At 58.2% G+C, this 14,589-nt stretch carries 9 protein-coding genes; 1 reads left to right on the top strand and 8 read right to left on the bottom strand.

Annotated elements, in window-relative coordinates:
* Window positions 1-52: 52 nt before the first annotated feature.
* The 5 genes from eno to rlmD form a co-directional block, all read right to left on the bottom strand.
* Window positions 53-1,351 carry a phosphopyruvate hydratase gene (gene eno / locus RTM13_RS17580; protein WP_312213718.1) on the bottom strand — a complete coding sequence of 433 codons (1,299 nt, stop codon included), beginning with the start codon at window positions 1,349-1,351 and terminating at the stop codon, window positions 53-55.
* A 78-nt stretch (window positions 1,352-1,429) separates the two neighbouring features.
* Window positions 1,430-3,067, bottom strand: coding sequence for a glutamine hydrolyzing CTP synthase (gene pyrG / locus RTM13_RS17585; RefSeq protein ID WP_312213720.1), 1,638 nt, complete (start codon window positions 3,065-3,067; stop codon window positions 1,430-1,432).
* Window positions 3,068-3,292: 225 nt separating this feature from the next.
* Window positions 3,293-4,084, bottom strand: coding sequence for a nucleoside triphosphate pyrophosphohydrolase (gene mazG, locus RTM13_RS17590; protein WP_312213722.1), 792 nt, complete (start codon window positions 4,082-4,084; stop codon window positions 3,293-3,295).
* 64 nt (window positions 4,085-4,148) lie between these two features.
* Window positions 4,149-6,386 (bottom strand): GTP diphosphokinase, encoded by a 2,238-nt coding sequence (gene relA / locus RTM13_RS17595; protein ID WP_312213723.1) that lies wholly within the window; start codon window positions 6,384-6,386, stop codon window positions 4,149-4,151.
* A 52-nt stretch (window positions 6,387-6,438) separates the two neighbouring features.
* Window positions 6,439-7,737: a 23S rRNA (uracil(1939)-C(5))-methyltransferase RlmD gene (gene rlmD / locus RTM13_RS17600; RefSeq protein WP_312213725.1), complete on the bottom strand. Its 1,299-nt coding sequence runs from the start codon at window positions 7,735-7,737 to the stop codon at window positions 6,439-6,441.
* 57 nt (window positions 7,738-7,794) lie between these two features.
* Here rlmD and barA point away from each other — a divergent pair, with 57 nt between their 5' ends.
* Window positions 7,795-10,551, top strand: a complete 2,757-nt coding sequence (gene barA, locus RTM13_RS17605; protein ID WP_312213726.1) for a two-component sensor histidine kinase BarA — start codon at window positions 7,795-7,797, stop codon at window positions 10,549-10,551.
* A 106-nt stretch (window positions 10,552-10,657) separates the two neighbouring features.
* On the opposite strand, the gene RTM13_RS17610 is transcribed toward barA, so the two are convergent.
* The 3 genes from RTM13_RS17610 to RTM13_RS17620 form a co-directional block, all read right to left on the bottom strand.
* Complete coding sequence (locus tag RTM13_RS17610; RefSeq protein WP_312213728.1) at window positions 10,658-11,797, bottom strand: glycerate kinase; 1,140 nt, start codon at window positions 11,795-11,797, stop codon at window positions 10,658-10,660.
* 86 nt (window positions 11,798-11,883) lie between these two features.
* Window positions 11,884-13,224 carry a glucarate dehydratase gene (gene gudD, locus RTM13_RS17615; protein WP_312213730.1) on the bottom strand — a complete coding sequence of 447 codons (1,341 nt, stop codon included), beginning with the start codon at window positions 13,222-13,224 and terminating at the stop codon, window positions 11,884-11,886.
* A 24-nt stretch (window positions 13,225-13,248) separates the two neighbouring features.
* On the bottom strand, window positions 13,249-14,589 hold the full coding sequence (locus RTM13_RS17620) for an enolase C-terminal domain-like protein (protein WP_312213732.1): 1,341 nt from the start codon (window positions 14,587-14,589) through the stop codon (window positions 13,249-13,251).

The raw sequence follows: 14,589 nt of genomic DNA on the forward strand, positions 1-14,589 counted from the left end.
ATAAAAAAACCCGCCGAAGCGGGTTTTCTATTAAGAGTGAAAAGTCAGGGGATTATGCCTGGCCTTTGATCTCTTTACGACCGTTGTACGGTGCTTGTTCACCCAGCGCTTCTTCGATACGAATCAGCTGGTTGTACTTAGCAACGCGGTCAGAACGGCTCATAGAACCGGTTTTGATCTGGCCAGCAGCGGTGCCCACAGCCAGGTCAGCGATGGTTGCATCTTCAGTTTCGCCAGAGCGGTGAGAGATGACCGCAGTGTAGCCAGCGTCTTTCGCCATTTTGATCGCAGCCAGAGTTTCGGTCAGAGAACCGATCTGGTTGAATTTGATCAGGATGGAGTTAACGATGCCTTTCTCGATGCCTTCTTTCAGGATCTTGGTGTTGGTTACGAACAGATCGTCGCCAACCAGCTGGATTTTGTCGCCCAGCACTTTGGTCTGGTAAGCAAAGCCGGTCCAGTCAGACTCGTCCAGGCCATCTTCGATGGAGACGATCGGATACTGTTTGGTCAGATCTTCCAGGAAGTGGGTGAACTCTTCAGAGGTGAATGCTTTGTTGCCTTCGCCAGCCAGAACGTATTTGCCATCTTTGTAGAACTCAGAGGCTGCACAGTCCATCGCCAGAGTGATGTCGGTGCCCAGCTCGTAGCCCGCAGCTTTTACCGCTTCAGCGATAACAGCCAGTGCTTCGGCGTTGGAGCCCAGGTTCGGCGCATAGCCGCCTTCGTCGCCCACAGCGGTGTTCATGCCTTTAGACTTCAGCACTTTTGCCAGGTTGTGGAACACTTCTGAACCCATACGTACGGCTTCTTTCAGGGATTTCGCGCCAACCGGCTGAATCATAAATTCCTGAATGTCTACGTTGTTGTCAGCGTGCTCACCACCGTTGATGATGTTCATCATCGGAACCGGCATGGAGTATTTGCCCGGGGTGCCGTTCAGTTCAGCGATGTGCGCATACAGCGGCAGGCCTTTAGAAGCAGCGGCAGCTTTGGCGTTCGCCAGGGAAACGGCCAGAATTGCGTTAGCACCGAAGTTAGATTTGTTCTCAGTACCGTCCAGGTCGATCATGATCTTATCGATGTTAGCCTGATCTTTGGCGTCTTTGCCAAGGATAGCCTGAGCGATCGGGCCGTTAACTGCGCCAACAGCTTTGGTCACGCCTTTACCCAGGAAACGGGATTTGTCGCCATCGCGCAGTTCCAGCGCTTCGCGGGAACCGGTAGAAGCACCTGACGGGGCAGCAGCCATACCGACGAAACCACCTTCCAGGTGTACTTCGGCTTCAACAGTCGGGTTACCACGGGAGTCGATGATTTCACGACCGATGACTTTAACGATTTTGGACATTAGGATTTCCTCAGTACAAGTTAATTAAAACTCCAGACAAACAACGCGTACCTTAGGTACGCGTTGTCGCTCTAACTCTTACTTCGCCTGACGCTTCTGGTAGTCGCTGGCGGCTTTCACAAAGCCTGAGAACAGCGGATGCCCATCGCGCGGCGTTGAAGTAAATTCCGGGTGGAACTGACAGGCAACAAACCACGGATGGTTTGGCACCTCGATGATCTCGACCAACTGATCATCGCCGGAACGGCCTGCAACACGCAGACCCGCAGCTTCAATTTGTTTCAACAGCATGTTGTTAACTTCATAGCGGTGACGATGACGTTCAACAATAGTCGACGAACCGTACATCTGACGCACCAGGCTATCGTCATCAAGCTGACACTGCTGCGCACCAAGACGCATTGTGCCGCCCAGGTCGCTCTTCTCAGAGCGCACTTCGACGTTGCCTTCTTCGTCACGCCATTCGGTAATGAGAGCCACAACCGGGAACTTACAGTCTGGCACAAATTCCGTTGAGTTAGCGTTGTCCATCCCCGCCACGTTGCGCGCAAACTCGATCAGCGCAACCTGCATACCCAGGCAGATGCCCAGATAAGGAATATTGTGTTCACGCGCATAGCGTGCGGTGGCGATCTTACCTTCTACGCCACGGTAGCCGAAGCCACCAGGGATCAAGATAGCATCCAGATCCTTCAAGATTTCTACACCACGTGTTTCAACATCTTGCGAATCGATCAATTTGATGTTGACGGTAACACGGTTTTTCAGGCCGCCATGCTTCAGCGCTTCAATCACCGACTTGTAGGCATCCGGCAGCTCGATGTACTTGCCGACCATACCGATAGTGACTTCACCTGACGGATTCGCCTCTTCGTAGATAACCTGTTCCCATTCGCTCAGGTTAGCTTCCGGACAGCTCAAGCTGAATCGTTTACAAATATAATCGTCCAGCCCCTGTGATTTCAACAGGCCCGGAATTTTATAAATCGAATCGACGTCTTTCATTGAAATAACGGCCTTTTCCGGCACGTTACAGAACAATGCAATTTTCGCACGTTCGTTAGCAGGTACGGCGCGATCGGAGCGGCAAACCAGAATGTCTGGCTGAATACCGATAGAGAGCAGCTCTTTTACGGAGTGCTGGGTTGGCTTGGTTTTCACTTCGCCCGCGGCAGCCATGTAAGGCACCAGGGTAAGGTGCATAAACAGCGCGTGTTCACGGCCAATATCTACCGCCAGCTGGCGGATCGCTTCGAGGAACGGCAGGGATTCGATATCACCCACGGTACCGCCAATCTCAACCAGCACCACATCGTGGCCTTCGCCGCCGGCAATGATGCGCTCTTTAATGGCGTTGGTGATGTGCGGAATAACCTGAACGGTTGCGCCCAGGTAGTCGCCACGGCGCTCTTTGCGCAGTACGTCAGAGTAGATACGGCCGGTAGTGAAGTTGTTGCGGCGCGTCATTTTAGTACGAATGAAACGCTCGTAGTGGCCCAGATCCAGGTCGGTTTCGGCGCCGTCTTCCGTAACGAACACTTCCCCGTGTTGGATAGGACTCATGGTACCCGGATCGACGTTGATATACGGATCCAGTTTCATCATGGTCACGTTAAGGCCACGGGCTTCAAGAATGGCTGCGAGGGAGGCGGCTGCAATGCCTTTACCCAGAGAGGATACAACCCCGCCGGTCACAAAAATATAGTTCGTTGTCATGCTGAACCTGAGAAGTTAGGTTTAAAAGACGATGGAATAACCAGGACGGGAAAGTAGTATACCGGAACTACGCAGTCGCCACAAACTTTCATTATCCCTCCTCTTCTCATCTTCAGCGAACCACGGGGAGTGAGAAAATAGCTCGTTTACGGCAAATGTTTTTGACGTAAATCAAGCGCTTGTTATTTAAAAATCTTACTAATCGCGCTTGATTCACAAAACTCGTTAGAGATCAGTTTCCTGGCGCTTTACCTCCTGCCAGACTTCTTCCATGGTTTCGAGGTCAACGCCGGTCATCGCCAGGCCGCGAGAGGCGACAATTCGTTCAACTTCACGGAAGCGACGCTCAAACTTCAGGTTTGCTTTTTGCAGGGCGGTTTCAGCTTTTACTCCTAAATGGCGGGAAAGATTCACGGTAGCGAAGAGCAGATCGCCCACTTCCTCCTCCAGTTTGGCCTGATCCACTACCGCCTGCTGCGCCTCGTGCATCACCTCGTCGATCTCTTCATGCACCTTACCGAGCACCGGGCCAAGCGAGTCCCAGTCAAAGCCCACCGCCGAGCAGCGTTTCTGAATCTTGTGCGCCCGCATCAGCGCCGGAAAGGCGTGGGGAATATCGTCCAGCGCCGAGTGCTGGGCTTTTTCGGCCCGCTCGCTGGTTTTGATCTCCTCCCAGCGCGCCAGCACTTCACTGCTGTTGCTGGCGGTAGCGTCGGCAAAGATATGCGGATGGCGGCGCTCGAGCTTGTCGCTGATAGCCGCGCAAATGTCGTTAAAGTCAAAACGTCTCTGCTCCTGGGCCATCTGGGCGTAGAACACCACCTGGAACAGCAGATCCCCCAGCTCGCCGCGCAGATCGTCAAGATCGTTGCGAGCGATGGCGTCGAGCACCTCGTAGGTCTCCTCCAGCGTGTAGGGCGCGATGGTGGCGAAGGTCTGCTCTTTATCCCACGGGCAGCCGGTTTCCGGGTCGCGCAGGCGCTGCATGATGCCCAGCAGGCGATTGATTTGATTCATATGATTTCCTGAATAAAACGCCGGGTGGCGCTAACGCTTACCCGGCTTACAACATAATATGCGGTTAACCGCCGTGCAGACGACGGGCGTCAATCACGTCCGGAACCTGGTTGAGCTTGCCGAGCACGCGTCCCAGCACCTGCAGGTTATAGATCTCGATATTCATATCGATAGTGGCAAGCTGCTGCCGGGTATCGCTCCGGCTGGCCACGCCGAGAACGTTCACCTTCTCGTTAGCGAGAATAGTGGTGATATCGCGCAGCAGGCCGCTGCGATCGTTGGCGGTGACGCGCACTACCAGCGAGTAGCCCGCCGAGTAGCTCTCGCCCCACACCGCATCAACGATGCGCTCCGGCGCATGGGATTGCAGCTCCGTCAGCTGGTCGCAGTCGGCGCGGTGGATAGAGATCCCACGCCCCTGGGTGATAAAGCCAACGATCTCATCCCCTGGGATCGGCTGGCAGCAGCGGGCAATGTGGTGCATCAGATTACCGACGCCCTCGACCACCACCCGGCCATTGTCTTTGCTGTTACGACCCTGCGGGGCATAGGTCTTCTGCTGCAGCTGCTTCAGCGCGGCGGCGTCCTGCTCTTCGGCGCTGGGCTTGTTAAAGTGCGACTGCAGGAAGTTCACCATCTGGTTGAGACGAATATCGCCTCCGCCGATGGCTGCCAGCAGCTCCTCCATCTCATTGAAGTTGTAGCGCGGCAGCAGGTGCTTCTCCGCCTCTTTCAGGCTGATGCCCAGATGCGCCAGCTCATCGTCGAGGATCTGGCGACCCGCGAGGATATTCTTGTCACGATCCTGCTTGCGGAACCAGGCGTGGATCTTCGAGCGTCCGCGGCTGGTGGTCACATAGCCCAGGTTCGGGTTCAGCCAGTCGCGGCTCGGGTTCGGCTGCTTCTGGGTGATGATCTCAATCTGATCGCCCATCTGTAGCTGATAGGTAAAGGGCACAATGCGCCCGCTAATCTTGGCCCCGATGCAGCGATGACCGACGTCGCTGTGGATATGGTAGGCAAAATCGAGCGGCGTCGATCCGGCGGGCAGATCCACAACGTCACCTTTCGGCGTAAAGACATAGACGCGATCGTCAAAGACCTGGCTGCGCACCTCGTCGAGCATTTCGCCAGAATCCGCCATCTCCTCCTGCCAGGCGATCAGCTTACGCAGCCAGGCGATGCGATCCTCGTGGCTGGTGCGCGCCCCGGTTGCCACCGTCCCCTCTTTGTATTTCCAGTGGGCGGCGACGCCCAGCTCGGCATCCTCATGCATCTGTTTGGTGCGGATCTGGATCTCAACGGTTTTACCCTCCGGCCCCAGCACCACGGTATGGATCGACTGATAGCCGTTCGGCTTCGGGTTTGCCACATAGTCATCAAACTCATCCGGCAGATGACGATGGTGGGTATGGACGATCCCCAGCGCGGCGTAGCAGTCTTGCAGGCGCTCGGCGACGATACGCACCGCCCGCACGTCAAACAGCTCGTCAAAGGCGAGATCCTTCTTCTGCATTTTGCGCCAGATGCTGTAGATATGCTTCGGACGCCCATAAACTTCCGCTTTGACGCCCTCCTGCTTCATCTCGGCGCGCAGGTGTCTGACAAACTCATCAATATAGCGTTCGCGATCGATCCGCCGCTCATGCAGCAGTTTAGCGATGCGCTTGTACTCCGCCGGATGCAGATAGCGGAAGCAGTAATCTTCCAGCTCCCACTTCAGCTGGCCGATACCCAGCCGGTTTGCCAGCGGGGCGTAGATATTGGTGCACTCTTTGGCCGCCAGCACGCGTTCGTCTTCCGGCGCGTCCTTCACCTCACGCAGGTGGGCGACGCGCTCGGCCAGCTTAATGACCACGCAGCGGAAATCATCCACCATTGCCAACAGCATGCGGCGGACGTTATCGACCTGCTCAGAGGAGACGGCATCGGTATGCGTGGCCTTGAGCTGGCGGATAGCCGCCATATCACGCACGCCATAGATCAGCGCAACAACGGACTTACTCACGCTTTCGCGCAGCACCGCTTCGCTCACCACCTCGGCATCCGCCAGCGGGAAGAGCAGCGCGGCCTGCAGCGTATCGATGTCCATACTGAGCATGGAGAGGATTTCGACCATCTCGACGCCGCGCCACAGCAGCAGCTCGGCGTCAGGGTGGCCCTGGGTGTGTTGCAGGCAGTACTCACAGGTTTCGGCTAGGCGCTCACACGAGGGCTGGCTGGAGATCCCCAGACTTGCGATCCATTTTTTCGAATCGAATTCACCCGCTCGATTAAGATGTGCACTTCTTACCGCAACCATTGTCCTCTCCTTTCAGGGACGAAGCCTGCCGAATTCGGCAAGCCAGAATTAATCACTCGTGCTCAAACAACACCATGGATTCCAGATGCCCGGTGTGCGGGAACATATCCAGCATCGCGAGGTGCGACATAGTGTAGCCCGCATTTAATAATGCTTCGCTGTCACGGGCAAGCGTCGCGGGGTTGCATGACACGTAGACCACCTTTTTTGGGGATAGTTTTAGCACATGCTGCATCACGCCAGCCGCACCGGCGCGGGCCGGATCGAGCAGTACCTTGTTAAAACCGTGCTGTGCCCAAGGCTGCTTTGTGACGTCATCTTCCAGGTTTTCATGGAAAAAGGTCACGTTGTGCAAACCGTTCTGCTGCGCATTCTCCTTCGCCTTCTCGACAAGCGCGGCTACCCCCTCCACGCCCACCACGCTGGCGGCACGTTTTGCCAGCGGCAGGGTAAAGTTGCCCATGCCGCAGAAGAGATCCAGCACTCGGTCATCCGGCTGAATATCCAACCAGGCCAGCGCCCGGTCTACCATCTGCTGATTCACTTTATCATTAACCTGAATGAAATCACGTGGGCTAAAGGTCAGGCGTAGCCCAGCAGAAGTGTACCAGGGTAGCTCGCCGGATACCTGCTCCAGTATGGCGCTTTCCGGAGCAAGAAAAAGCGCAACGCCCTGAGAATGCGAAAAGCGTTCCAGTTTTTCGCGATCGGCGAGCGTGAGAGGTGCAGTATGGCGCAGCACCATCAGCGGGCCGTTATCGGCCAGTACCAGCTCAACGTGGCCGAGATGGCGTATCCCCTCCAGACTCTGCAAGCATTCACGTAGTGAAGGAATTAACGCCTCAAGTTGGGGCGTCAGCACCGGGCAGCGCACCACGTTCACGATGTCGCTGGCGCTGGCTTTGCGAAAGCCCATCTCCAGCGTTTGCGTCTTCGGCTGATAGTTGAGGCTCAGCCGTGCCCGTCGCCGATAGCCCCACGGCTCGGCGGCAATGATGTCGTCCACCTCATGTTTCATCAGGCGTGCCAGCGCGCTGCTTTTGCTGCGCTGTTGCAGTGCTACGCTGGCGTGCTGCTGCTGACAGCCGCCGCAAACGCCAAAGTGCGGACATGGCGGCGTTTCACGTTCCGGACTGTCGTTCAGTCGCCGCTTCACTGCCCCGCGGGCGAACTGGCGCTTATCTTCAGTTAGCGTCACTTCGCCACGCTCGCCGGGCAGCAGTCCGGGCACGAACAGCGCTTTGCCGTTATGGCGTGCAACGCCCTGGCCAAAGGGATCCAGGTCGTTTACTGTTACGGTTATGATCTCACGCGTCGTCACGCGCCGTTTTGCAGAGTAGAATTGCGCCATTGCCGGGATTTTTCTCAATCAAACATAATGACTCTAATTGTCCCATAACGGAACTCCATGACCAACTACAGCCTGCGGGCGCGAATGATGATTTTAATCTTAGCGCCAACCGTCCTGATCGGTTTACTGCTCAGCATTTTCTTTGTTGTCCATCGCTACAATGACTTACAGCAGCAGCTTGAGGACGCGGGGGCGAGTATTATCGAGCCGCTGGCGGTGGCAAGCGAATATGGCATGAACCTGCAAAACCGGGACTCTATCGGGCAGCTAATCAGCGTTCTCCATCGCCGTCACTCCGACATCGTGCGGGCAATTTCAGTCTACGATGAGCATAATCAGCTGTTTGTCACCTCTAATTCTCATCTCGATCCCAAAGCGTTAAAGCTGCCGGATGGCGTGGCCTTTCCCCCTGTCCTGGACGTCACGCGCCAGGGCGATCTGCTGATCCTGCGCACGCCCATTGTCTCTGAGAGCTACTCCCCGGACGAGCCGGCCCTGCCGGATGTCAAAGCGGCTAAAAATACGCTGGGCTACGTCGCGCTGGAGTTGGATCTCCGCTCCGTGCGTTTACAGCAGTATAAAGAGATTTTTATCGCCACCCTGATGATGCTCTTCTGTACCGGGATTGCCCTGATCTTTGGCTGGCGACTGATGCGCGACGTCACCGGGCCGATCCGCAACATGGTCAATACGGTAGACCGTATCCGCCGGGGACAGCTCGACAGCCGCGTAGAGGGCTTTATGCTGGGCGAGCTGGATATGCTGAAAAACGGTATCAACTCGATGGCGATGTCGCTGGCGGCGTACCACGAGGAGATGCAGCACAACATCGATCAGTCGACCTCGGACCTGCGCGAAACCCTTGAGCAGATGGAGATCCAGAACGTCGAGCTGGACCTGGCGAAGAAGCGCGCCCAGGAGGCGGCACGCATCAAGTCCGAATTTTTGGCCAATATGTCCCACGAGCTGCGCACCCCGCTGAACGGCGTAATTGGCTTCACCCGGCTGACGCTGAAATCTGAGCTGACGCCTACCCAGCGCGATCACCTGCATACTATTGAGCGCTCGGCTAACAACCTGCTCGCCATCATTAACGACGTGCTCGATTTCTCCAAGCTGGAGGCTGGCAAGCTGATGCTTGAGAGCATTCCCTTCCCGCTGCGTAACGCCCTCGACGAGGTGGTGATCCTGCTGGCCCACTCCGCCCACGACAAAGGTCTGGAGCTGACCCTCAACGTTAAAAACGATGTGCCGGATAACGTGATTGGCGATCCGCTGCGCCTGCAGCAGGTCATTACCAACCTGGTGGGCAACGCCATTAAGTTTACCGAAAACGGCAACATTGACGTGCTGGTGGAGAAGCGCGCCCTGAGTAATAACAAGGTGCAGATTGAGATGCAGATCCGTGATACCGGGATCGGCATTCCAGAGCGCGACCAGTCCCGGCTCTTCCAGGCATTTCGCCAGGCGGATGCCAGCATCTCCCGACGCCATGGTGGTACCGGACTGGGGCTGGTGATCACTCAGAAGCTGGTTAATGAAATGGGGGGCGATATCTCCTTCCACAGCCAGCCCGGTCGCGGCTCGACCTTCTGGTTCCATATCAATCTCGATCTTAACCCCAACGTCAGCAGCGAGGGGCTGCCTACCGACTGCCTCGCTGGCAAGCGGCTGGCCTACGTCGAGCCGAACGCCGCCGCCGCACAAAGCACGTTGGATCTGCTCCAGGGAACGCCGCTGGAGGTGATCTACAGCCCGACCTTCTCTGCCCTGCCGGAGGATCGCTACGATATTCTGCTGCTGGCGGTGCCGGTGACGCTGCGCGAGCCGCTCACTATGCAGCATGAGCGGCTGGCGAAGGCCGCCGCTATGACCGACTTCCTGCTGCTGGCGCTGCCGTGTCACGTGCAGATCAACGCCGAGCAGCTTAAGCAGGAGGGGGCCGCCGCGTGCCTGTTAAAACCGCTTACCAGCACGCGCCTGCTGCCCGCGCTGACCGAGTACTGCCGCCTTAACCGCCCTCGCGAGCAGGCGCTGAACGACGACAGCAAGCTGCCGATGAGCGTGATGGCGGTAGACGATAACCCGGCCAACCTGAAGCTTATCGGCGCGCTGCTCGACGATCAGGTGCAGTACGTCGAGCTGTGCGACAGCGGACATAACGCGATCGATCGCGCGAAGCAGATGCAGTTCGATCTGATCCTGATGGATATTCAGATGCCCGATATCGACGGCATTCGCGCCTGCGAAACCATCCGCCAGCTGCCGCACCAGCAGCAGACGCCGGTGATCGCGGTTACGGCCCACGCCATGGCCGGGCAAAAAGAGAAGCTGCTGAATGCCGGCATGAGCGGCTACCTGGCGAAGCCGATTGAAGAGGATAAGCTCCGCAGCCTGCTGCTGCGCTATCTCCCCGGCCCAGGGGTCAGTCAGTGGCTCACGCCGCCGGAGCCGGTGGAAGCGCCGGTGAACGCTGACGTCTCGCTGGACTGGCAGCTGGCCCTGCGCCAGGCGGCAAATAAACCCGATCTGGCTCGGGAAATGTTACAGATGCTGATCGCCTTCCTGCCGGAGATCCGCAATAAAGTCGAAGAGCAGCTGGTGGGGGAAGCGCCCGAGGAGCTGACGGAGGCTATTCACAAGCTGCACGGCAGCTGCGGCTACAGCGGCGTGCCGCGCCTCAAGCAGCTTTGCCACCTGATAGAGCACCACCTGCGCAGCGGCATGCCCGCCGAGGATCTGGAGCCGGAGTTTCTGGAGTTGTTGGATGAGATGGATAACGTGACGCGGGAAGCGCGCCGGTGGATTGGGTGATACCGTGGTAATGCCCGGTGGCGCTTCGCTTACGCAGGCCTACAAACCCACACCGTGTTCAGCGTAGGCCCGGTAAGCGTAGCGCCACCGGGCGTTCATTCGATAGTTACAGCGCCTGGCCTGCCTTTAACACCGCTGCCACGTTACGCGCCGTCATACACACGTTTTCCGCCGCGTTTTTCAGGGCATCATCCAGCGTGCAGATGCCATAGATCACGCTGAATACCGCGTCGATCCCGTGCTCATGCACCACGCCGACGTCCGCCGTCAGGCTACCGGCAATGCCTATTACCGGCTTGTTGTAGCGCTTAGCCACCTTTGCTACGCCCACCGGTACTTTGCCGTGCACGGTCTGGCTGTCGATCCGCCCTTCGCCGGTGATCACCAGATCGGCTTCTGCGACATAGCGATCAAGATGCAGGGCGTCGGTGACAATCTCAATGCCCTGACGCAGCTCGGCTCCGCAGAACGCATACAGCGCCGCGCCCATACCGCCTGCTGCCCCACCTCCGGCCAGATTCAATACGTCGAGATCGAGATCGCGTTTGATCAGCTGGGCATAGTGTCCAAGTGCCTCATCAAGATGAGCGATCATCTCTGACGTCGCCCCTTTCTGCGGCCCAAAGATAGCCGATGCACCCTCTTTACCGGTCAGGGGATTAGTGACGTCACAGGCGACCTCGATACGGCAGGCGTGAAGCCGCTTGTCGAGTGCGCTGGTGTCGATCTGCGCCAGCGTCTCCAGCGCGCCGCCGCCCTGGCCAATGGCGTTGCCTTCGCTATCCAGCAGCTTTGCCCCCAGCGCCTGCACCATGCCCGCGCCGCCGTCGTTGGTGGCGCTGCCGCCAATGCCAATAATGATGTGCTTAACGCCCACGTCCAGCGCGTGGCGGATCAGCTCTCCCGTTCCCCACGAGGTGGTGATCAGCGGGTTACGCTGCTCGGGTGCGACCAGCTCAAGACCGCTGGCGGCTGCCATCTCAATAAATGCGCTCTGCTCGTCGCCGGAGAGACCGTAGAATCCTTCTACCTGGGTGCCTAGCGGGCCGGTCACGGTAACCTGGACGATCCGCCCCTGCGTGGCAGCGACCATCGCCTCAACCGTGCCTTCACCACCATCCGCCACCGGCAGTTTGATATACTCCGCCGCCGGAAAGATCTCACGAAAGCCCTCCTCAATGGCGGTCGCGACCTCAAGGGCGCTCAAACTCTCTTTATAGGAGTCCGGTGCGATAACAATTTTCATAAGCCGTCCTTACGCAGAGTGATTGCCTAAACCCTACAGCCGGAAAAACAGGGAACAGGCCGATCCCGCCGGGACCGGCCTCTGCATTAACGCACCATGCACGGACGTTTGTTATCAAACGTCCAGCCAGGGATCAGATACTGCATGCCCATGGCATCGTCACGCGCGCCGAGACCGTGCTTCTGATACAGCTCGTGCGCCTTCATCACCTGGTCCATGTCCAGCTCAACGCCCAGGCCCGGCGTGCTCGGCACCTGCACCATCCCGCCTTTGATCTCAAACGGCGCTTTGGTCAGGCGCTGGTTGCCCTCCTGCCAGATCCAGTGGGTGTCGATGGCGGTGATTTTGCCCGGCGCGGCGGCGGCCACATGGGTAAACATCGCCAGCGAAATGTCGAAGTGGTTATTGGAGTGCGAGCCCCAGGTCAGGCCGAACTCGTGGCACATCTGCGCCACGCGCACCGAGCCTTGCATGGTCCAGAAGTGCGGGTCCGCCAGCGGGATATCGACGGATTGCAGGGAGAGCGTATGGCCCATCTGCCGCCAGTCGGTGGCGATCATGTTGGTGGCGGTCGGCAGGCCGGTGGCGCGACGGAACTCGGCCATCACCTCACGGCCAGAGAAGCCCTGCTCAGCGCCGCACGGATCCTCCGCGTAGGCCAGCACGCCCTTTAGGTATTTACCAATTTGGATGGCTTCGTTCAGCGACCATGCGCCATTCGGGTCGAGGGTAACGCGCGCCTGCGGGAAGCGTTTCGCCAGCGCCACGATAGACTCGGCCTCCTCTTCCCCCGCCAGCACGCCGCCTTTGAGTTTGAAATCGTTAAAGCCATATTTTTCATACGCCGCTTTGGCCAGGCGCACCACGCGATCTGGGGTCATCGCCTCTTCATGGCGCACGCGGTACCAGTCGCACTTGTCATCAGGCTGGCTCTGGTACGGCAGCGGCGTCGCTTTGGCGTTGCCGACGAAGAACAGGTAGCCGAGCATCTCCACTTCGCTGCGCTGCTGGCCGTCGCCGAGCAGGGTCGCCACGTTGACGCCCAGGTGCTGGCCCAGTAGATCCAGCATCGCGGCTTCGATACCGGTCACCACGTGGATGGTGGTGCGCAGGTCGAAGGTTTGCAGGCCGCGGCCCGCAGAGTCACGATCCGCAAACTGGTTGCGTACCGCGGTCAAAATATTTTTGTACTCGCCAACGGTTTTACCCACCACCAGCGCGGCGGCATCTTCCAGCGTCTGGCGGATCTTCTCGCCGCCCGGGATCTCGCCCACGCCAGTGTGACCAGAGTTGTCTTTGATGATAACGATGTTACGGGTGAAGAACGGCGCATGTGCCCCGCTCAGATTCATCAGCATGCTGTCGTGGCCCGCAACCGGGATAACCTGCATGGACGTTACAACCGGGGTAGAGAATTGGTTACTCATCGTTTAATCCTTTTTCTGACAAATTTAGTTTCGACCAAAGACGGGACGTTTGCGATCGAACGTCCAGCCGGGGATCAGGTACTGCATCGGGCCTGCGTCATTACGCGCCCCGCCCGGGAGCTTCTTATACAGCTCATGGGCTTTCTGTACCTGGTCCCAGTCCAGCTCCACGCCAAGGCCTGGCGCGTCCGGCACGGCAATCTGGCCGTGCTTAATCTCCAGCGGCTGTTTGGTCAGGCGCGCCTCACCCTCCTGCCAAATCCAGTGGGTGTCGATGGCGGTCGGATTACCCGGCGCGGCGGCACCGACGTGGGTAAACATCGCCAGCGAGATATCAAAGTGGTTATTGGAGTGGCAGCCCCAGGTCAGGCCCCAGTCGTCGCACAGCTGCGCCACGCGCACCGCGCCGGAGAGGGTCCAGAAGTGCGGATCCGCCAGCGGGATATCTACCGCGTTGAGCATTACCGCGTGGCCCATCTCACGCCAGTTGGTGGCGATCATATTGGTCGCCACCGGCAGGCCCGTTGCCCGCCGGAACTCCGCCATCACTTCCCGCCCGGAGAAGCCCTGCTCTGCCCCACACGGATCTTCCGCGTAGGTCAGTACATCGTTCAGCCCCTTGCAGAGTTCAATAGCCTCATCCAGCAGCCACGCGCCGTTGGGATCGACGGTAATGCGGGCGTCGGGGAAGCGTTTTTTCAGCGCGCGGGCGGTGTCGATCTCCTGCTCGCCCGGCAGCACGCCGCCTTTCAGTTTGAAATCTTTGAAGCCGTAGCGATCCTGCGACGCCTCGGCCAGGCGCACCACCGCCTCGCTGTTCATCGCCTCCTGATGACGCAGATGATACCAGTCGTGGTTGCCCTCGGTTTTGACGAGATACGGCAAATCGGTCTTCTGACGATCGCCGACGTAGAACAGGTAGCCGAGCACCGTCACGGCGTCGCGCTGTTTGCCTGGACCCAGCAGCTCGCAGACCGGCACGCCAAGGGTTTTACCCAGCAGGTCGAGCAGCGCGGCCTCCAGGGCCGCGACCGCATTCACCCGCAGCTCAAAGGTCCAGGCACCTTTACCAAAGGTATCGAAGTCAGCGGCCTGGTTACCTTTGTGCACCCGCTGTACCACCTGGTTTAAGCGGGCCACCTGCTGACCGATAACCATTGGGATCGCGTCAGTTAGCGTCTTGAGGATCACCTCTCCGCCGGGGGCTTCCCCAACGCCGGTATTCCCGGCGCTGTCGGTCAGCACCACGATATTGCGGGTGAAGTAAGCGTTATGTGCCCCGCCGATATTCATCAACATGCTGTCGTAGCCAGCGACGGGGATCACTTTCATATCGGTAATAACGGGGCTGGATTGTGTATTCAT

The sequence above is a fragment of the Pseudescherichia sp. genome, from assembly GCF_031979925.1.
Lineage (GTDB): Bacteria > Pseudomonadota > Gammaproteobacteria > Enterobacterales > Enterobacteriaceae > Pseudescherichia.